General features: G+C 61.9%; 18 protein-coding genes. 12 read left to right on the forward strand and 6 right to left on the reverse strand.

Annotated features, from left to right (window positions below):
- Positions 1-13 precede the first annotated feature (13 nt).
- Positions 14-760 (reverse strand): phosphodiester glycosidase family protein, encoded by a 747-nt coding sequence (locus tag B4F27_RS02630; RefSeq protein WP_005850259.1) that lies wholly within the window; start codon positions 758-760, stop codon positions 14-16.
- The gene (gene rbfA, locus B4F27_RS02635) at positions 757-1,176 is read right to left on the reverse strand and encodes a 30S ribosome-binding factor RbfA (protein WP_037953962.1); all 420 of its coding nucleotides are present in this window, start codon (positions 1,174-1,176) and stop codon (positions 757-759) included. Before rbfA ends, B4F27_RS02630 begins: the two co-directional genes overlap by 4 nt.
- A 79-nt stretch (positions 1,177-1,255) precedes the next feature.
- Here rbfA and dapB point away from each other — a divergent pair, with 79 nt between their 5' ends.
- Together dapB and B4F27_RS02645 are read left to right on the forward strand one after the other, a co-directional pair.
- The gene (gene dapB / locus B4F27_RS02640; RefSeq protein ID WP_286758777.1) at positions 1,256-2,071 is read left to right on the forward strand and encodes a 4-hydroxy-tetrahydrodipicolinate reductase; all 816 of its coding nucleotides are present in this window, start codon (positions 1,256-1,258) and stop codon (positions 2,069-2,071) included.
- 90 nt (positions 2,072-2,161) lie between these two features.
- On the forward strand, positions 2,162-2,518 hold the full coding sequence (locus B4F27_RS02645) for a dihydrodipicolinate reductase (protein WP_235183737.1): 357 nt from the start codon (positions 2,162-2,164) through the stop codon (positions 2,516-2,518).
- Between the two features lie 101 nt (positions 2,519-2,619).
- On the opposite strand, the gene B4F27_RS17645 is transcribed toward B4F27_RS02645, so the two are convergent.
- A complete protein-coding gene (locus tag B4F27_RS17645; RefSeq protein ID WP_005850250.1) occupies positions 2,620-2,895 on the reverse strand; it encodes a DUF1674 domain-containing protein in 276 nt (91 codons plus the stop codon).
- A 90-nt stretch (positions 2,896-2,985) separates the two neighbouring features.
- On the opposite strand from B4F27_RS17645, the gene B4F27_RS02655 reads away from it, so the two are divergent.
- From B4F27_RS02655 to B4F27_RS02685, 7 genes are all read left to right on the forward strand, one after another.
- Entirely contained in the window at positions 2,986-4,257 is a 1,272-nt protein-coding gene (locus B4F27_RS02655) for an RsmB/NOP family class I SAM-dependent RNA methyltransferase (protein ID WP_286758778.1), read from the forward strand.
- 123 nt (positions 4,258-4,380) lie between these two features.
- Positions 4,381-6,129 carry a heparinase II/III family protein gene (locus B4F27_RS02660; RefSeq protein ID WP_286758779.1) on the forward strand — a complete coding sequence of 583 codons (1,749 nt, stop codon included), beginning with the start codon at positions 4,381-4,383 and terminating at the stop codon, positions 6,127-6,129.
- A gap of 17 nt (positions 6,130-6,146) precedes the next feature.
- On the forward strand, positions 6,147-7,733 hold the full coding sequence (gene purH / locus B4F27_RS02665) for a bifunctional phosphoribosylaminoimidazolecarboxamide formyltransferase/IMP cyclohydrolase (RefSeq protein WP_286758780.1): 1,587 nt from the start codon (positions 6,147-6,149) through the stop codon (positions 7,731-7,733).
- 18 nt (positions 7,734-7,751) lie between these two features.
- The gene (gene lspA / locus B4F27_RS02670) at positions 7,752-8,261 is read left to right on the forward strand and encodes a signal peptidase II (RefSeq protein ID WP_064217032.1); all 510 of its coding nucleotides are present in this window, start codon (positions 7,752-7,754) and stop codon (positions 8,259-8,261) included.
- A 62-nt stretch (positions 8,262-8,323) separates the two neighbouring features.
- Positions 8,324-8,827: a DUF3035 domain-containing protein gene (locus B4F27_RS02675; protein WP_286758781.1), complete on the forward strand. Its 504-nt coding sequence runs from the start codon at positions 8,324-8,326 to the stop codon at positions 8,825-8,827.
- Positions 8,828-8,919: 92 nt separating this feature from the next.
- Positions 8,920-10,263, forward strand: coding sequence for a M16 family metallopeptidase (locus B4F27_RS02680; protein WP_286758782.1), 1,344 nt, complete (start codon positions 8,920-8,922; stop codon positions 10,261-10,263).
- A complete protein-coding gene (locus tag B4F27_RS02685; protein ID WP_286758783.1) occupies positions 10,260-11,582 on the forward strand; it encodes a M16 family metallopeptidase in 1,323 nt (440 codons plus the stop codon). Before B4F27_RS02680 ends, B4F27_RS02685 begins: the two co-directional genes overlap by 4 nt.
- Positions 11,583-11,661: 79 nt before the next feature.
- Here B4F27_RS02685 and B4F27_RS02690 read toward each other — a convergent pair whose 3' ends face one another.
- From B4F27_RS02690 to uraH, 3 genes are all read right to left on the reverse strand, one after another.
- The gene (locus B4F27_RS02690) at positions 11,662-14,001 is read right to left on the reverse strand and encodes an aldehyde dehydrogenase family protein (RefSeq protein ID WP_286758784.1); all 2,340 of its coding nucleotides are present in this window, start codon (positions 13,999-14,001) and stop codon (positions 11,662-11,664) included.
- Between the two features lie 49 nt (positions 14,002-14,050).
- Positions 14,051-15,052: a deoxyribose-phosphate aldolase gene (gene deoC / locus B4F27_RS02695; protein WP_005850232.1), complete on the reverse strand. Its 1,002-nt coding sequence runs from the start codon at positions 15,050-15,052 to the stop codon at positions 14,051-14,053.
- Between the two features lie 93 nt (positions 15,053-15,145).
- Complete coding sequence (uraH, locus tag B4F27_RS02700) at positions 15,146-15,505, reverse strand: hydroxyisourate hydrolase (protein WP_005850231.1); 360 nt, start codon at positions 15,503-15,505, stop codon at positions 15,146-15,148.
- Positions 15,506-16,108: 603 nt separating this feature from the next.
- Here uraH and puuE point away from each other — a divergent pair.
- From puuE to B4F27_RS02715, 3 genes are read left to right on the forward strand one after another with little or no spacing between them, the layout of a single operon-like run.
- Positions 16,109-17,521 (forward strand): allantoinase PuuE, encoded by a 1,413-nt coding sequence (gene puuE, locus B4F27_RS02705; protein WP_286758785.1) that lies wholly within the window; start codon positions 16,109-16,111, stop codon positions 17,519-17,521.
- Positions 17,518-18,333 (forward strand): bifunctional allantoicase/(S)-ureidoglycine aminohydrolase, encoded by an 816-nt coding sequence (locus B4F27_RS02710; RefSeq protein WP_286758786.1) that lies wholly within the window; start codon positions 17,518-17,520, stop codon positions 18,331-18,333. Before puuE ends, B4F27_RS02710 begins: the two co-directional genes overlap by 4 nt.
- Positions 18,330-18,821 carry an ureidoglycolate lyase gene (locus tag B4F27_RS02715; protein WP_286758787.1) on the forward strand — a complete coding sequence of 164 codons (492 nt, stop codon included), beginning with the start codon at positions 18,330-18,332 and terminating at the stop codon, positions 18,819-18,821. Before B4F27_RS02710 ends, B4F27_RS02715 begins: the two co-directional genes overlap by 4 nt.

Here is an 18,821-nt window from a genome sequence, read left to right on the forward strand (position 1 = left end):
AACTCTTGTTGCGCTACGGCGCGTCGGGCTTCACGACGCCAATGATAGGGCCAAGCGCGCTAAAGCCCAAGTCATTGCGGCCCAGATCGGGTGCGCGCATCCTCGAGATATTGCCATCAAAATAAAGCGCATTTGGCAGCTTTAGGTGATCCCGGAACAACAGCGCGAAATCATAGAAGTTCACCGTCTCGTTCGAGATGGCAAAAACCGCGCGTTTGCCATCGGCGCTGGTGCCAACGCCGTTGCGGATATAGCGCGAGGTGCCATCCTTCAGAAAGCGCGGGTGCATCTTGCCATCGATCACCAACATCGGTCCCGATTGTGTGGCGCTGCGGCAGTCGGGGGCGTCGCGCAGAAAAGCTTTGGTTTCGATCACATCGGCACGCCCGTCGCGCAGGCAGAGCACGCCATTGGGCAGCAGGCCAAAGTTACCGGGGCCGTCGCTGCTGATCACCTGCTGATATTCTTTGCCGTTCTCAAGGTAATAGCCCACCGGCGCACGGGTATCGTGATACATGCCCGCGTTCATCGCAAAGCCCAGCTGTGCGCCGCGCTTTTTCAACGCCGTATTCAATGTGTTGAAATACCCATGCGGTTTGCCGTCCGCATCGTAAAGGAACAGCTCAAGCCGGTCCTGCGTCAGGTCGACGTGGCACAGGGTATAGCCGGTGCCGTTATAGGTTAGGGTTTCGCAGGTTTCGGCCTGGACGGGCGCGGCGGCCCAGCCCATGAAGCCAAGCGCTGCCCAGAACCGTTTCACGCGTCTTCCGATCCGCGGTCGGGGGCGTCAGCATCGCGGCGCACCACGTCCTGCGCCAGCATCCGGCGCGTTTCGTCCATACGGTCGAACGTTTCGTCCAATTGGAACCGCAGGTCCGGTGCGTATTTCAGGACCAGCTTCTTCGCCATCAACCGGCGGAGCTCGCCCTTGTTGCGCGCCAGCAGCTTAAGCACGTCTTCCTGACCGTCTCCGCCCAAAGGCAGCACATAGGCCGTCGCGATCTTCAGGTCGGGGGAGGCGCGTACTTCGCCCACGGTGATCGACATCCGGTTCAGCTCAGGGTCGTGGACATCGCCACGCGCCAGAACATCCGATAGGGCGCGACGAATGGTTTCGCCTACGCGAAGCTGCCGTTGCGACGGGCCTGAGCCCTCATGAAACTTGTTCTTTGCCATGCGCTTCATCTAAGGGTTCGCTGAGGTTTTGCCAAGCAGATCACCACGCGCTAAACCGGAACCGAATAAGGAGCATAACATGAGCGATACACCCGGCATAGTGATTACAGGGGCTTCGGGCCGCATGGGCCAGATGTTGATTGGGCAGGTTTCTGCCAGCGACAGGGTGCATCTGGCGGGTGCGGTTGAACGTGCCGGACATGCGTGGGTCGGTCAGGATATCGGTGTTGCTATGGGCGGCACTGCTGTTGGCGTGATCGTGACCGATAACGCGGCAGAGGCGATGCAAGGCGCGCAGGCGGTCATCGATTTCACCGCTCCGGAAGCGACACTCGCCTTCGCCAAGATCGCGGCTGATGCGGGTGTGGTTCATGTTATCGGCACCACCGGTATGACCGACGCGCAGATCGGCGCGCTGGACGGACCTTCAACGCAGACGGTGATCGTGCGGGCGGGCAACATGAGCCTGGGCGTTAACCTTTTGACCCAGTTGACCAAACGTGTCGCGGCCGCGCTTGATGAAGACTTTGATATCGAGGTGATAGAGGCGCATCACAACCAGAAGGTCGACGCGCCGTCGGGCACTGCGCTGATGCTGGGCGAAGCCGCCGCGGAAGGGCGCGGGGTCGTGCTGGCGGATGTCTCTGACCGCGGGCGTGACGGGATCACCGGCGCGCGCAAGCGGGGTGACATCGGGTTCACAGCGATCCGCGGGGGCGACATTGTGGGAGAACATGACGTGATGTTCGCCGCCGCGGGCGAGCGAATCATCTTGCGCCACATCGCGTCGGATCGCGCGGTTTTTGCGCGCGGTGCCATCAAAGCTGCCGTTTGGGGGCAGGGCAAACGTGCCGGAGCCTATGATATGCTGGACGTTCTGGGCCTGAACGACTGACGCCACCCGCCGCCCTGTCACTTAACCGTGGTGAAACTATCTTAACCTCTGGCCCGTATGTTCATGGGAACAATCTGGTTGGAGGGTGTGATGAAAAAACTGACGTTACTGACCTGCGCGGCGTTCTTTGCGCTGACCGGGGCCGCTTGGGCAGAATTCCAGAAACTGGACAGCCAGCGCGATTTCGTTTCGGTGGTGGAGGGTAAAACACTGACCCGCCCGCTGGTCGAATTGCGCGTCACCGAAAGCGGCGGCATATCGGGTACAGGTGCCGTGTGGGACGTGTCGGGCCAATGGGTCTGGAAGGGCGGGTATTTCTGCCGCAGCCTGATCTGGGGCGATGACGACCTTGGCTACAATTGTCAGGAAGTCGCTGTAAACGGTGGGAAAATCCGCTTTACCTCGGATAAGGGGGCAGGGCAGTCAGCGGTCTTTTCGTTGAAGTAGCCTCGCCTATCTGCAAGCGCCACAGGGCGCTTGGCCATAATCTTGATCTGCGCGACGGAGGGTCAGCGCATGGGGGATTCAGCGCATAGGGGGCACGTGTTTTAAAAATCGACAGCGATGCCCTTTTTCTCCCAATCGCCATAGCGGACAGGCTCTGGTCCGTCGCGGCCCCCAAGCTCCGTCGGCAGGTCCAGCGCCTGCGCGGCCTTGCGGCGTTCGGCGGCCTCCGCCAGCGCGCGCTGCGCGGCGGCGGGAAGCTCTTGTACCATCGGCATCGGATCGGGCGTGGGTTCTGGCGGAATATCCGGCCCGGGCTCCGGCATGGGTGTCGGATCATGGGGTGGGCTTGGCATGGGGCGTTTGCCGGCTTCGGTCATACTCTCATCCTCTTGAGGCCACTGTCCCCTTGATATACGCCGGAACCAAGCCCAGACAACCCGGGCACCCCAAAGAAGAAAGCGTATCGCATGTCAGACACCGGCGTTCAGGCCCGCAGAAGTGCGGTGTACCTATTGGATATGATCCTGGGGGAAGAACGTCTGATGTCAGAGCTCTTGTCGGCGGGGGCGTTGGACAAGCTGCCCCCCGATGACCGCGCACGGGCGCAGCGTCTGGCGATGGATACCCTGCGCGGGATGGAACGCGCCGACCGTCTGTTGCAGAAACACCTGTCGAAATACCCGCCGCTGACCGTGCGCAACGCGCTGCGCGTCGGCACCGTCGAACTGTGTCAGGGCGGCGCGGCCCACGGCGTGGTGAATGCGATGGTCGAACTGGTGGCAACGCATAAAAAACTAGGGCACCTCAAGGGGCTGACCAATGCCGTTTTGCGCAAAATCGCCGCCGACGGCCCAGAGGCATGGGAGGCCTTGCGCGCGCCGCGCTTGCCAAAATGGCTGCGGGGTCCGCTGACCGAAGCCTGGGGGCCCGACGCGATGACGGGTATCGAAGCCGCGCATTTCGCAGGTGCGCCGCTGGATCTGACCGCGAAACGCGACCCTGAAAATTTGGCCGCGGCCGTGGGCGGCACCGTCTTGCCGACCGGTTCGGTGCGCGTCGCCGATGCGGGGCAGGTCACCACCATGCCCGGTTTTGCCGAAGGCGATTGGTGGGTGCAGGACGCCGCCGCGGCGCTGCCCGTTAAAATCCTTGCGCCACAAAAAGGCGAGGCCGTGCTCGACCTTTGCGCCGCGCCCGGGGGCAAAACCATGCAGCTTGCCGCCGCAGGTGCGCAGGTGACGGCGGTCGATAACTCCAAGCAGCGGATGCAGCGGGTTCGGGAAAACCTTGCACGGGTGCATCTGCCGGCCAAAGTCGTTGTCGTCGATGCGCGCCGGTTCGAGGGGACGTTTGACGCGATTCTGCTGGATGCGCCTTGCTCTGCCACGGGCACGATCCGTCGTCACCCCGATCTGCCCCACGCCAAGGATGGGTCCGAATTCGGTGATCTGATCGAGCTGCAGTCGGAAATGATCGACCATGCGTGGTCCCTGCTCAACCCCGGGGGACGCTTGATTTTCTGCACTTGCTCCCTGCTGCCCGACGAAGGCGAAGTGCAGGTCGACGAGGCGTTGGAACGTCATGCGGATATGCGCGTGGACCGCGACGCTTTGGCTGTGCCCGGTGTTGATCCCGCGTGGACAACCCAAGAGGGCGGCCTGCGTTTGCGCCCCGATTACTGGCCTGAACTGGGTGGCATGGACGGGTTTTACATCGCCTGCCTGCGCAAGGACGCCTAAAGGCCCAACCTGACGCGGGCGGATTTGCGTCGCCCGCAAAAACCCGTGTCAAAATGCGGTGACTCAGGTGGCAACAGCGGCTAACATCCGCAAAACGCCAGCAGAGCGTACAAGGGCAGCCGCATGACAAGTACCAGCTTCAATGCGCGAAAAACGCGTTTTCTAAACCGGTGGCACGCCCGTGCCGCGACCAAAACGCGTACCCAAGCGAGGGGATTCGTTTCCTCTCCCGAACCGCGCACCATCGGGTCTTTTGCGCGGGGGCGGCAGCTGATCGCGGGCAACCTCCTGTTTTCCGGCAGTCTGATCGAAGCGCCGGACGCGTCAAGTCTGTGGGAGGTCGCCACGCCGGATCAGGATTTCGCGCGTGATCTGCACGGTTTCGCCTGGATGGATGATCTGGCTGCGGTTGGCGATGTGCGCGCCCGCGGCACGGCGCAGCGTTGGCTTTGGGGCTGGATCGACCATTACGGCAAGGGCCGAGGCATCGGCTGGACCCCTGATCTGACCGGCCGGCGGCTGATCCGCTGGATCAACCACGCGCTGTTTGTACTGCGTGGCACCTCGCAAGACGAAAGCGATGTCTTCTATCGCTCGTTGGTCGAACAAACGGATTTCCTGTCGCGTCGCTGGCATGCCGCAGCCCCGGGATTGGCGCGGTTCGAGGCGCTGACCGGGTTGATCTACGCCGGTCTTTCGCTTGAGGGGCAAGAGGCGCGCGCCGATCCGGCGATCAAGGCACTGGCCCGCGAATGCGAGGCGCAGATCGATGCGCAGGGCGGCCTGCCCACCCGCAACCCCGAAGAGCTGTTGCACGCATTTACCCTTCTGACATGGGCCGCCGCCGCGCTAAGCGATGCGGGACGCGGCACGCCAACTGCGCATATGGAGGCGATCGAACGCATCGCGCCCACCCTGCGCACCCTGCGGCATTCCGACGGCGGGCTGGCGCGGTTCCATGGCGGCGGGCGCGGGGCCGAAGGCTGGCTGGATCACGCGCTGGCCACGGCGAAGATCAAGACGCGCCAGCCGGACGGGCTGTCGATGGGGTATGCGCGCCTGTCCGCAGGGCGCACCAGTGTGATCGTCGACGCCAGCCCGCCCCCCGGCGGGGCCGCATCGTTCAATGCCCATGCCTCTACGCTTGCGTTCGAACTGACCAGCGGGCGGCGGCCTTTGGTCGTGAACTGCGGGCCGGGCGATTCATTTGGTGCTGATTGGCGGCGGGCGGGGCGTGCGACACCGTCGCATTCCGGCCTGTCGCTTGGCGGCTATTCCAGCGCGCGACTGGCGGAGCCCGACCGGCACACGGGTGCCGAGGCTTTGATCGAATGTCCCACCTATGTCCCCGTCGAAATCGGCTCCGTCGGGGACGGCACCCAGTTTCAGGGCGCGCATAATGGCTATGTCGCGGGCTTTGGCCTGACCCATGCCCGCAGCCTGGAACTGACCCACGACGGTCGCGGCCTCGCGGGGGAGGACATGCTGCTCGCGATAGAGCCCGCTGAAAAGCGTGTCTTTGATCGGGAAATGGATGCGGTGAAACTTGCCGGTATCCCGTTCGAGATTCGTTTCCACCTGCACCCGGATGTGGATGCCACCGTCGATCTGGGCGGGGCGGCAATTTCCATGGCCCAGAAAAGCGGCGAAATCTGGGTGTTCCGTCATGATGGGACGCATAAACTGTCTTTGGAACCAAGCGTTTACCTTGAGCGCAACCGGCTGAAACCCCGCGCGTCGGTGCAAATTCTGCTTAGCGGGCGGGTCGTCGACTATGCCAGCAGGGTCAGGTGGTCCTTGTCCAAAGCGCAGGAAACTGCGATTGGCGTGCGAGATTTATCGCTCGACGATCCATATGATGACCAAGACTGACCAAAGGAACCTCCCCGATGCCTGATCTTCACCCCGTCTCCCGCGCGCTTCTTTCCGTATCTGACAAAACCGGTCTGGTCGAGCTGGGGCAGGCGCTCGCGGCGCATGGGGTCGAATTGCTGAGCACCGGCGGCACCGCCAAGGCGCTGCGCGACGCAGGTCTGACGGTGAAAGATGTGTCCGAGGTCACCGGCTTCCCCGAGATGATGGACGGTCGGGTCAAGACGCTGCACCCCGTCGTGCACGGTGGGTTGCTGGCGCTGCGTGACAATGACGAACACGTCGCGGCGATGGACAAACATGACATTGGCGCGATCGATCTGGTTGTGGTGAACCTGTATCCCTTTGAAGAAACCGTCGCCAAAGGGGCGGAGTATGCCGAGGTGATCGAGAATATCGATATCGGTGGCCCTGCGATGATCCGCTCTGCCGCGAAGAACCACGGTTTTGTGAATGTGATCGTCGATGTCGAAGATTATGCGACAGTGATTAACGAACTGTCCGAGAATAGCGGGCAGACCACCTATGCGCTGCGCCAGCGTTTGGCGCAGACGGCCTATGCCCGCACGGCGGCCTATGACACGGCTGTCGGCACATGGATGGCCGCGCAGGTCGGGGACACCCCGCGTCGTCGTACTGTGGGCGGCACGCTGGCGCAGACCTTGCGCTACGGTGAGAACCCCCACCAGCAAGCGGCCTTCTACACCGATGGCTCGGCACGTCCCGGTGTTGCTACGGCGACCCAGCATCAGGGTAAAGAACTGTCGTATAACAATATCAACGACACCGATGCGGCCTTCGAGCTGGTCAGCGAATTCGATCCGGCCAAAGGGCCTGCCTGTGCGATCATCAAGCACGCCAACCCCTGCGGCGTGGCGCAAGGCACGTCGATGGTGGATGCCTATACCCGCGCGTTCGACTGCGACCGCACCAGCGCCTTTGGCGGGATTATCGCGCTGAACCAGACGCTTGACGCCGAAACAGCCGAGGCGATCAGCGCGATCTTTACCGAGGTCGTGATCGCGCCGAACGCCACACCCGAAGCGATGGAGATTTTTGGCAAGAAGAAGAACCTGCGCTTGCTGACCACGAACGGTCTGGCCGATCCGGCACAGGCGGCGTTGTCTTTCCGTCAGGTGTCGGGGGGCTATCTGGTGCAGGACAAAGACGTTGGCCGCATCACCATGGATGACCTGAAGGTCGTGACAAAGCGCCAGCCGTCCGATCAAGAGCTGTCGGACCTGATGTTCGCCTGGACCGTCGCGAAACACGTAAAATCCAACGCAATCATCTACGTCAAGGATGGCGCGACCGTGGGCGTCGGTGCCGGCCAGATGAGCCGCGTCGACAGCACGCGTATCGCCGCACGCAAAGCGCAGGATATGGCCGAAGCCATGGGCTTGCCCGCACCGCTGACGCAGGGCTCTGTCGTTGCTTCCGATGCGTTCTTCCCCTTTGCTGACGGGTTGATCACTGCCGCAGAAGCAGGGGCGACAGCGCTTATCCAGCCCGGCGGGTCGATGCGGGATGACGAAGTGATCGCAGCAGCGGATGAGGCCGGGCTTGCCATGGTCTTTACCGGCATGCGCCACTTCCGCCACTAACCACGGAAAGCGGTCGTTATGCGTAGTATTTTTTGGGCCGGTTTTGCGGCGTTTCTTGCGGATCAGCTCAGCAAGTATCTTGTCGTGCATACGATGGAGCTTAGCCGTATCCGGTCCATCGACGTATTGCCGCCGCTGATCAACTTTCGCTACGGCGAGAACCGCGGGATCAACTTTGGCCTTTTCGGTGATGGGTCCGACGCAAGTCGTTGGATCCTCATCGGGCTGGCCTGTGCAATCTGCGTGGGCGTGCTGATCTGGGCAAGCCGCCAAACCATGAGCCTTTGGGCCAATATCAGCGCAGGTCTGCTGATCGGGGGGGCGTTGGCCAATGTGGTTGATCGCCTGATCTACGGCTATGTGCTTGATTTCTTGAACATGTCTTGTTGCGGGATCAATAATCCTTTCGTGTTCAACATTGCCGATGTCTTCATTTTTGCGGGCGCTTTGGGGCTGATTTACTTTACCGGCGACACCAAAAAACCGGCGAAAGCCACACCGAAAAAGGCCCAGAAAAAAGGCCAGTGACAATTACCGCGTGACTGCGATATTGGTACAAAGACCTTAACAAGTCCTTAAGGAGATCCGTCATGCGCTTTGTCGCCGCTCTTGTCTTGCTACCGCTTGCCCTTGGGGCCTGCGGCAACACTGGCCTGCGGGACATTCGCAGCACTGCGAAAGGGCCTGACGAATTCATGGTCCAGCCCTCCAAACCCCTGCAGCAGCCTGACAGCTATAACGCGCTGCCCGTGCCAACGCCGGGGCAGGCGAACCTGACGGACCGCAACGCGGTTGCCGAAGGGGTTCTGGCCTTTGGCGGCACACCGCAAAGCAATGCAACAGGCATCCCCGCCTCGGACGCCGCGCTGGTGCAACAGGCCAGCCGCATGGGCGTGTCGGCGAACATCCGTCAGGAACTTGCCGAAACCGATGCTGCGTTCCGCAAGCGCAAGGCGCGGTTCACGCAGATCAAGATCGTGCCGACAGATCGCTACGACCAAGCCTACAAACGCCAGATCCTGGATGCCCCCCGCGAGGCCGCGCGCTGGCGTCGGGCCGGTGCACGCACGCCCTCCGCCCCTCCGGCAGAGTGACGCTGGCCGAATTACAATTCTGTTAGGTCCCTTGATCACCCCGTGGGGTGGCGTAAGTAAGAGGTCTCAGGACCCTGCTCAAAGGACCGACCATGATCAGATTACCGGCCCTCGGGGCCCTATTGGCGCTTGCGCTGCCCACCACAGCCGCGCTTGCGCGTGACAACGAAGACGTCACGCATTTCACCTTGGACAACGGGATGGAGGTCGTGGTCGTCGAAGACCACCGCGCCCCCGCTGTGCAGCAGATGGTGTGGTACCGCGCTGGCTCGGCGGACGAACCCAAAGGGTCGTCGGGCGTGGCGCATTTTCTGGAACACCTGCTTTTCAAAGCCACCGACAAAATGGAGTCGGGCGAGTTTTCAGCCACAGTTGCCAAGAATGGCGGGCGCGATAACGCCTTCACCAGTTATGATTATACCGCCTATTTCCAACGGGTTGCCGCAGACCGGCTTGAACTGATGATGCAGATGGAATCCGACCGGATGAAAAACATCCGCCTGACACCGGAAAACATCGCGACCGAACGGGATGTGATTATCGAAGAACGCAACCAGCGCACCGAAAATGACCCGAGCGCGCTGTTCCGTGAACAGCTTAATGCCGCGCAATACCTCAACCACCGCTACGGCACGCCGATCATCGGATGGATGCACGAGATGCGCTCGCTGGACCTGCAGGATGCGCTGGATTTCTACAAGCTGTATTACTCCCCCAACAACGCGATCCTTGTCGTGTCTGGGGATGTAGAGCCTGAAAACGTTCGCACCCTGACAGAACAATATTACGGCAAGATCCCCGCCAATCCGGATCTGCCCGACCGATCGCGGACGCAAGAGCCGCCACAGACCGCCGAACGTCGCCTGATCTTTCGCGATGACCGCGTTGCACAGGAATACGTCAGCCGGTCCTATCTGGCGCAGGAACGGGATCCCGGCGACCAGAAAACCGCAGCGGCCCTGACCATGTTGGCCGAACTGCTGGGCGGTGGCACTACATCGTATTTCGCCGAAAAGCTGCAGTTTGACGCGCCTGTCGCGACCTATTCAGCGGCGTTCTATAGCGGTCAATCGCTGGACGATACGACTTTTAACCTTGTCGTCGTGCCGCAACCGGGCGTGTCCTTGCAGGACGCCGAAGATGCAATGGACGCCGCCATCGCGGGTTTCATGAAAGACGGGGTGGATGCCGAGCAACTTGAACGGATCAAGCAACAGGTCCGTGCCGAACAAATCTATGCCCGCGATAACGCCGACAGCGTCGCCAACCGCTATGGCAGCGCCCTTGCCATCGGGTTGACCGTGCAAGACGTGCAGGACTGGCCGGATGTGCTTGAGGCCGTGACAGCCGAAGACATCATGCAGGCCGCCAAAGATGTGTTTAACCGCGAAGCCTCTGTCACAGGGTGGCTGATGCGCGAAGAGGTGACGGAATGAGACTGTTTTACGCAATCGTCCTGACGGTTCTGACCGCGCTGCCCGCCCGGGCCGATGTGGACATCCAAGAGGTGACTTCCCCCGGTGGCATCACCGCGTGGCTGGTAGAGGAACATTCGATCCCCTTCGTCGCACTTGATGTGCGCTTTCGCGGCGGTGCATCGCTGGATGCCCCCGAAAAACGCGGCGCAATCAACCTGATGACGGGCCTGCTGGAAGAGGGGGCCGGTGACATGGGCGCACGCGATTTCGCCCGTGCCGCCGAAGGGCTGGCCAGCAGCTTTCGGTTCAGCGTGGATGACGACGCGCTCTCCGTATCCTCGCGGTTTCTCACCGAAAATCAGGACGCGTCGATCGCGCTGTTGAAACAGGCGTTGCAAACGCCTCGGTTTGACCCGGATGCGATTGAACGGGTGCGCGGGCAGGTGCTTTCGGGGATCCGCTCCAGCGCGAAAGACCCGAACGATATCGCGCGTAAAAAGATGGACGAGCTGCTGTATGGCGATCACCCCTACGGCTCGCCGCTCAGCGGGACCGAAGAAACGGTGACCGCCCTGACACGCGATGACCTTGTCGCGGCACATAAGGCTGTGCTGGCGCGCGACCGTATCTTCATCGGTGCGGTGGGGGACATCACGCCAGAAGAGCTGGGCCTGATGCTTGACGAACTGTTGGGCGATCTGCCTGAAACCGGTGCACCGCTGCCCCCACAGGCCGAGGTCTCCATCCCGTCGGGCACCACGGTCGTCGATTTCCCGACGCCCCAATCTGTCGCGATTTTTGCGCAAAAGGGCATTTCCCAGAAGGATGATGATTTCTTTGCCGCGACCGTGTTGAACCAAGTGCTTGGCGGTGGCTCGTTTGAAAGCCGTCTGATGACCGAAGTGCGCGAGAAACGCGGGCTGACCTATGGCGTCTATTCCTATCTGGTGCCGATGGATCTGGCTGAAACATGGCAAGGATCGGTCAGTTCGGCGAACGACCGGATCGGGCAGGCGATGGATGTGATCAAGGACGAATGGGCCAAAGCCGCGGCCGAGGGCGTGACCCAGCAAGAGTTGGACGATGCCAAGACCTATATCACAGGCTCCTACCCGCTGCGTTTTGACGGCAACCAGACCATCGCGAGCATCCTTGTGGGGATGCAGATGATCGACCTGCCCATCGACTATATCGCCACGCGCAACGACAAGGTCGAGGCGGTGACGCTGGACGATGTGAAACGTGTTGCCGACGACCTGCTGGACCCTGACGGGCTGGCCTTTGTTGTTGTCGGCCAACCCGAAGGGATCGAGGCCACGGCGCAGGAGAGCGACTGACCGCTGCCTTCAACACAGGACCGGGCACAAAAAAACGGGCGCTTCTCAGCGCCCGTTTTCGTTTCAGGACATCGGCAGGTTATTCGCCGTAAGGGATCCAGATATTCTTGACCTCGGTCGCGGCGTGCAAGAACGCTTTGCCTTCACCCTCTGTGCCATCCCAGTCGCGGGCCATGCCGTTGTTGACCCATGTGCGCTTCAGGTTTTGCGCGCTGGCCCGCTCCACGGTTTCGCTTCGCGCCTTGTCGCCAAAGCTCCAGACCGCATCCACGTCCATATGCCGGGCCAGTGTTTCGGCGGTGTCCTTCTGCGGCCCGGTCAGGATATTCACCACACCCGCCGGCACGTCAGAGGTTTCAAGCACCTGCACGAAATCCGTCGCAGCAAGCGGGAAGGGGCCGCTGGCGGACAAAATGATCCGGTTCCCCATCGCAATCGCCGGTGCCATGCAAGAGATCAGCCCCAGCAACGGTGCCTCCGCCGGGCAAAGCGCGCCGATCACGCCCACAGGTTCCTTCATGGCAAGCGCCACGCCGCGGATCGGCACGCCATGCACCTGCCCATCATACTTGTCGGCCCAGGCCGCATAGGTGAACAGACGTTTGACCGCGAGATCGACTTCGGATTTGCCGGATTTAGTGCCCTGCATCGCATCCAGACGCCGCGCGAATTCATCCCCGCGTGCCGCCAGATTTTCAGCGACGTAATACAGGATTTGCGCGCGCAGATGACCGGTGGTCTTGCTCCACCCCTTTGCGGCATGAGCCGCTTCCACGGCATTGCGTACATCCTTGCGCGACGCGAGCGAGACATGGCCCAGCAGATCGCCGGACTTGCCCCAGACCGGAGCGGAATAGCCGCTGTCAGGGCGGCTTTGCTTGCCGCCGATATAAAGCTTGGCTGTCCGGTCGATCGGGTCCGCTGGCGTGCCGCTGCCGGAAAAGGCCGTGATCTCTTTCAACAGTTTTTGCGTGGTTTTCGGACGGGTATAGGCCGCCAGCCCTTCCCAGCCGCCTTCGCGGCCAAAGCCGCTTTCGCGCACACCGCCAAAGCCCGCCGCCGCATCCATCATATTGGTGCCGTTCACCCAGACGATGCCCGATACCAGCTTGGGCGCGATATCCAGCGCGAGGTTGATATTCTCGGACCAGACCGTCGCCGCCAGCCCGTAGCGGGTGTTATTGGCCAGCTCGACCGCCTCGGCAGGGGTGCGGAAGGTGGTGGATACCAGCACGGGGCCAAAGATCTCGTCCTGCATCAAGGGATCGGCAGGGTTCATGCCGGTGATCAATGTGGGCGGATAATAGCATCCGGTCGCGGGGATATCGCCCGCGGTAAACACCTCGCCACTGGTGTTGGCGGCGACCATTTCGCTCACGCGCTGCACCTGAACCGGGTCCACCAGGGCGCCCACATCCACGGATTTGTCCAGCGGATCACCGACCCGCAGCTTCGCCATCCGCGCCCGCAGCTTGGCATAGAACCGATCCGCCACGGGCTCATGCACCAGCAGGCGCGAGCCTGCACAGCAGACCTGCCCCTGATTGAACCAGATCGCATCCACCAGCCCCTCGACAGCTGAATCCAGATCCGCATCGTCGAACACGATATAGGGCGACTTGCCCCCCAGTTCGAGCGTCAGCGCCTTGCCGCTTCCGGCGGTCGCCTCGCGGATGCGCCGCCCCACAGGGGTCGATCCGGTAAAGGCGATCTTGTCTACCTCAGCCTGCACGATCATCTCGCCCACGGCACCGTCACCGGTGACAATATTCACGACACCCTTGGGCAGGCCTGCCTGCACACAGATATCGGCAAACAGCAGCGCGGTCAGCGACGTATACTCCGCCGGTTTCAATACCACCGTATTCCCCATCGCCAAAGCAGGGGCCACCTTCCACGCCAGCATCAGCAGCGGGAAGTTCCACGGGATGATCTGCCCGCATACGCCAAGCGCTTCTGCGTCGGGTAGCTCGGACTCCATCAACTGGGCCATGCCCGCGTGATAATAGAAATGCCGCTGTGCCAAGGGCACATCCACATCGCGCGCCTCGCGGATGGGTTTGCCGTTGTCCAGCGTTTCCAGCACGGCGAACAACCGGCTGTGTTTCTGCAGCAACCGCGCCAGCGCATAAAGGAACCGCGCCCGTCCGTGACCGCCCAGCTTGGCCCATTTGGGCTGTGCCTTGCGCGCCGCGGCAACCGCGGTGTCGACCTCTGCCTGGCTGGCCTGCGTCAACGTTGCCAGCACATTGCCATTGGCGGGATTGCGGCTTTCGAAATCATCCCGCGCCTCGGTGAACGCGCCGTCGATGAAATGCCCGAAACGGCTGCCCTGATCGACCAGCCACGCCAGTGCGTCAGCGGCATTTTCCGGTGCCGTCCCATAGTCCATGGTTTCATAGATTTCGGACACGCTCATGGGTTCACCCTTTTCAAAATACTCAAATCCGACATTGGTTTCACGCGGCTCAGCTGATGGCGTGACGATGGCTTGCGGAATAGCTGCCCGACACATGGTGGTCGAGCTGACGTTCGATGTCGCCCAACAGCGACGAGGCCCCGAAACGGAAGAGGTCGGGCTGCAACCAGCGGTCGCCCAATTCCTCTTTCATCATGGCCAGATAGACCAGCGCGTCCTTTGCCTTCGATATCCCGCCCGCGGGCTTGTAGCCAACGCGGAAGCCGGTGCGGTCGAAATAGTCGCGGATCGCGCGGATCATCACGAGGGTCACGGGCAGGGTCGCATTGACGCTTTCCTTACCGGTGGAGGTCTTGATGAAGTCAGCACCCGCCATCATGCAGATCAGCGAGGCACGCGCGACGTTGCGCAGGCTGCCCAACTCTCCGGTCGCGAGGATCGCCTTGACATGCGCATCGCCACAAGCGGCGCGGAAGGCACGCATTTCATCATACAGCGCCTGCCAGTCGCCTGACAGCACATGGCGGCGTGAAATAACGATGTCGATCTCGGCGGCTCCGGCGGCGACGCTCATCTCGATCTCGCGCAGACGCAGCTCGAACGGGGAGAGACCGGCGGGAAATCCTGTCGAGACGGCTGCAATCGGGATGCCTGTGCCCTGCAGTGCTGCTTTGGCGGGGGCGATCATCTCGTGGTAGACACAGACCGCGCCCACGGTGATCTGCGACATGCCAAGCGCGTCCAGCAGCGCGGGCGCAATCGGTTGACGTGCCTTCGCACAAAGCCGCTCGACACGGCGGGCGGTATCATCCCCCGACAGCGTGGTCAGGTCGATGCAGCTGACGGCGCGCAGCAGCCACGCGGCCTGATACTCTTTCTTCACGGAACGGCGCGCGGGCAAACCCGCGGCGCGGCGCTCCACCGCAGAGGAGTTCACCTGCACGGCGCGCACCCAATCCATATCCAGCGGCATCCCCGGATTGCGGGGTTCCGTCACCTGTGGCAGGTGGCTTTGGGCCAGTTCGGTCGGGTCATATACATGCGTGGACATGGGCGCTTTCCTGTCTGATCAGACAGGCAATGTGCCACGGGGCAACGGCGCAATGCAAGCATCGCGCCCTCACGTCACATCCGCCAGCGGCGTTCAGCTGCCGCGATAGGTTGAATAGCCGAACGGCGATAGCAAAAGGGGCACGTGATAATGCGCATCCGCATCCGAAATGCCAAAGCGCAGGGGGATCTGGTCCAGGAACCGCGGTGCTTCGGGCTCCGCTCCGATGGCATCAAGATAGGCCCCGGCTTCGAACACCAACTCGTAGGTGCCAGCCGCAAACTGGCCCTTGGGCAAGATCGGCGTGTCGGTGCGACCGTCAGCATTAGTGGTCATTTGCACCAGCTTCATGCGGTTCGCCCCCTCGATCCGGTAAAGCGTGATTTCCAGTCCGCCTGCGGGGCGGCCGCGTGCGGTGTCCAGAACATGCGTCGTCAAATAGCCGTTTGCCATGGGTGGGGTCTTTCCTGATCCGTTTGACCCTTACGATAGGCGGGTGTCGGGCTAGGTCAATGGCGGATTGATGGGCGGCTTTCGGGGCGCGTCCGCGCTGAAAGAGGCGGTGATTCGGGCGATGGCGAAAAATAATTCGCCTACCGAATCGTTTTTGCTTGAGCCGCGAATCATCCTGCGCCTATATGGTACACAACATTCAATCGGAGGTGTTGCCTGCCAGCGACCCATACAATCCGAGTATGTATTCTGGGGGACAGAATTCTTATGATCGGGCAAGTCGCACGTGGTGCGGCGATCATTGGGCAGGGGCCGACAGGACTCGTGTTGCATAGCGCAGCAAGAGCGGCCCCTTCCACTCACTTTCCCGCCCGATATGCCCCCCGCATGTGTTTGAGTTTCAGGCCGGCCAGCGCCTTAGAACTTTCGCTATAAGAGAGCAGGGCCACTCGAGCCGATCTGGCAGCCGGCCGACCTTTCGGGAAGGGTTGGCTGGCTGTACATTGCGAAAAATCAGTGCCAGAAAACCGTTGGTTGACGAAAACAACGGCCCGCAGCGCGCGGTTTCCCCGCGCGCGCAGGCGCTGACCAAAGGACGATCCCATGACACGCTACCCTCGTGATTTTCACGGCTACGGCCCCACACCGCCTGATGCACAATGGCCGGGCGGCGCGCGGATCGCGGTGCAATTCGTGCTGAACTATGAAGAAGGCGGCGAGAACTGTCTGCTTCACGGGGATGCCGCGTCAGAGGCCTTCTTGTCCGAGATCGTCGGGGCCGCCCCTTGGCCGGGGCAACGTCACTGGAACATGGAATCCATCTATGACTACGGCGCGCGGGCGGGCTTTTGGCGGTTGCACCGCCTGTTCACGGGTGCCGATATCCCTGTTACCGTTTATGGCGTCGCCACCGCCTTGGCGCGGTCCCCGCAGCAGGTAGAGGCGATGACCCAGGCCGATTGGGAAATCGCAAGCCACGGGCTGAAATGGATCGACTATAAGGATCACACCGCCGAGGTCGAAAGCGCCGATATGGACGAGGCGATCCGCCTGCACCGCGAGGTCGTCGGCACAGCGCCGCGTGGCTGGTACACGGGGCGCAGCTCTGTGAACACGGTCGCGCTGGCGGCAGAGACGGGGGCCTTCGACTATATCTCGGATACATACGACGATGATCTGCCCTATTGGGCGGAGGTAGCGGGGCGCGACCAGCTGATTATCCCCTATACGCTCGATTGCAACGATATGCGTTTTGCCACGCCGCAGGGCTTTAACTCGGGCGATCAGTTCTACGCCTATCTGCGCGATACCTTCGACGCGCTTTATGCCGAAGGCAGCGCCGGGCAGGCCAAGATGATGTCGGTCGGGCTGCATTGCCGTCTGATCGGGCGGCCCGGACGGATACAGGCGCTGAAACGCTTTATCGACTACATCAAAGGGTTCGAAGGCGTCTGGACGCCGCGCCGCATCGACATCGCAGAGCATTGGCGGGTCACCCATCCGCCTCAGCCGCGCCTGCGTCTGGACCAGATGGACCGCGCCAGCTTTGTCGCGAAATTCAGCGGGGTGTTCGAACACTCAGCGTGGATCGCCGAACGCGCCTATGAGCTTGAACTAGGGCCCGCACATAATTCTCTCGCGGGGATACATAATGCTTTGGCACGGATGTTCCGGTCGGCGACGCGGGCGGAACGCTTGGGCGTGCTGACCGCGCACCCCGATCTGGCGGGCAAGCTAGCGGCGGCCAAACGGCTGACCACGGAAAGCACGCAAGAACAGGCCAGCGCCGGGCTGGACGCCTTGACCGATGCCGAGCGCGCCCGCTTTGAGACGTTGAACAGCCAATATGTCGCGAAACACGGGTTTCCCTTTATCATCGCGGTGAAGGATCACGACAAGGACGGCATCCTGCGCCAGTTCGAGACCCGCATCGCCAACGCAACCGAAGATGAATTTACCACCGCATGCGCGCAGGTCGAACGGATCGCACGGTTGCGGCTAGAGGATATGCTATGACCTATGCCTTCCCCCCCGGCGGTCTGCCGGACCAGACTGTCTCTCCTGAAAGCACGGCTGTGTTCACGGACGCCTACGCGGTGATCCCTGCCTCGGTGCAGCGGGACATCGTGACCAGCTTGCTGCCCGGATGGGTGAACACACGCGCTTGGGTGCTGGCGCGGCCGCTGACCGGATTTGCCGAAACCTTCGCGCAATACGCGGTAGAGCTTGCCCCCAAGGGTGGCAGCGACACACCCGAACCGGACGCGCAGGCGCAAGCGGTCTTGTTTGTGGCCACAGGCCGCGCGCGGTTGACGCTGGACGGGCAGGGGTATGATCTGGTGGCAGGGTCTTACGCCTATATTCCGCCCGCTGCCAAATGGACGCTTTGGAACACCGGCGATACGCCTTGCGGCTTGCACTGGGTGCGCAAGCGCTATGTGCCCGTGGAGGGCATGGATGCGCCAGAGGCATTCGTGACCCATGACGACGAAGTCGCGCCGATTGCCATGCCCGATACTGATGGCGCTTGGGCGACCCAGCGTTTCGCGGACCCCAACGATCTGCGCCACGATATGCACGTCAATATCGTGACCTTCCAACCGGGCGGGCGCATCCCTTTCGCAGAGACCCATGTGATGGAACACGGGCTATACGTCATTCAGGGCACGGCAGATTATTTGCTGAACCGCGACTGGGTGCCGGTCGAAGCGGGCGATTTCATGTGGCTGCGTGCTTTCTGTCCGCAGGCCTGTATCGCAACGGGGCAGGAACCCTTCCGCTATCTGCTGTATAAGGATGTGAACCGCCACATGCCGCTGTCGCTATGAGCCCGCGCGAGATCACCGTTCAGCCCCTGACCGCAGATGCCTTCGCCCCTTTCGGTGAAGTGCTGGACGCGTCGGGCGCGCCGGACCGGATTATCAACGCGGGGTTGTGTGGGCGGCACCATGATCTGGCAAGGCTGGATTTCGGACCCGACGGTCGCGCGGGCATCAGCATCTTTAACGCGCAGGCCCGTCGTCTGCCGTACCAGTTGGACCTGCTTGAACGGCACCCCGAAGGGTCGCAAGCCTTCCTGCCGCTGACGGGCGCGTCGTTTCTCGTGATCGTCGCACCTGACGCGGGCGATACCCCCGGCACACCGCTGGCGTTCTTGACGGCACCGCATCAGGGCGTGAACTTTCACCGCGGGACATGGCACGGCGTGCTTACCCCTTTGGCAGAGCCCGGGCTTTTCGCCGTGGTGGACCGCATCGGCACCAGCCCCAACCTTGACGAATACCCGCTGGACCCGCCTTATGTGATCAAGGGGTAA

The organism is Sulfitobacter sp. UBA1132 (genome assembly GCF_002311545.1).
Lineage (GTDB): Bacteria > Pseudomonadota > Alphaproteobacteria > Rhodobacterales > Rhodobacteraceae > Sulfitobacter > Sulfitobacter pontiacus.

Bases quoted from the DNA above. Each gene is read 5' to 3' on its own strand.
- B4F27_RS02710 (WP_286758786.1), top strand. From the start codon at position 17,518: ATGACCTATGCCTTCCCCCCCGGCGGTCTGCCGGACCAGACTGTCTCT.
- B4F27_RS02685 (WP_286758783.1), top strand. From the start codon at position 10,260: ATGAGACTGTTTTACGCAATCGTCCTGACGGTTCTGACCGCGCTGCCC.
- B4F27_RS02690 (WP_286758784.1), bottom strand. From the start codon at position 14,001: ATGAGCGTGTCCGAAATCTATGAAACCATGGACTATGGGACGGCACCG.
- B4F27_RS17645 (WP_005850250.1), bottom strand. From the start codon at position 2,895: ATGACCGAAGCCGGCAAACGCCCCATGCCAAGCCCACCCCATGATCCG.
- lspA (WP_064217032.1), top strand. From the start codon at position 7,752: ATGCGTAGTATTTTTTGGGCCGGTTTTGCGGCGTTTCTTGCGGATCAG.
- B4F27_RS02675 (WP_286758781.1), top strand. From the start codon at position 8,324: ATGCGCTTTGTCGCCGCTCTTGTCTTGCTACCGCTTGCCCTTGGGGCC.
- deoC (WP_005850232.1), bottom strand. From the start codon at position 15,052: ATGTCCACGCATGTATATGACCCGACCGAACTGGCCCAAAGCCACCTG.
- B4F27_RS02645 (WP_235183737.1), top strand. From the start codon at position 2,162: ATGAAAAAACTGACGTTACTGACCTGCGCGGCGTTCTTTGCGCTGACC.
- B4F27_RS02660 (WP_286758779.1), top strand. From the start codon at position 4,381: ATGACAAGTACCAGCTTCAATGCGCGAAAAACGCGTTTTCTAAACCGG.
- B4F27_RS02655 (WP_286758778.1), top strand. From the start codon at position 2,986: ATGTCAGACACCGGCGTTCAGGCCCGCAGAAGTGCGGTGTACCTATTG.
- rbfA (WP_037953962.1), bottom strand. From the start codon at position 1,176: ATGGCAAAGAACAAGTTTCATGAGGGCTCAGGCCCGTCGCAACGGCAG.
- puuE (WP_286758785.1), top strand. From the start codon at position 16,109: ATGACACGCTACCCTCGTGATTTTCACGGCTACGGCCCCACACCGCCT.
- B4F27_RS02680 (WP_286758782.1), top strand. From the start codon at position 8,920: ATGATCAGATTACCGGCCCTCGGGGCCCTATTGGCGCTTGCGCTGCCC.
- purH (WP_286758780.1), top strand. From the start codon at position 6,147: ATGCCTGATCTTCACCCCGTCTCCCGCGCGCTTCTTTCCGTATCTGAC.
- dapB (WP_286758777.1), top strand. From the start codon at position 1,256: ATGAGCGATACACCCGGCATAGTGATTACAGGGGCTTCGGGCCGCATG.
- uraH (WP_005850231.1), bottom strand. From the start codon at position 15,505: ATGGCAAACGGCTATTTGACGACGCATGTTCTGGACACCGCACGCGGC.
- B4F27_RS02715 (WP_286758787.1), top strand. From the start codon at position 18,330: ATGAGCCCGCGCGAGATCACCGTTCAGCCCCTGACCGCAGATGCCTTC.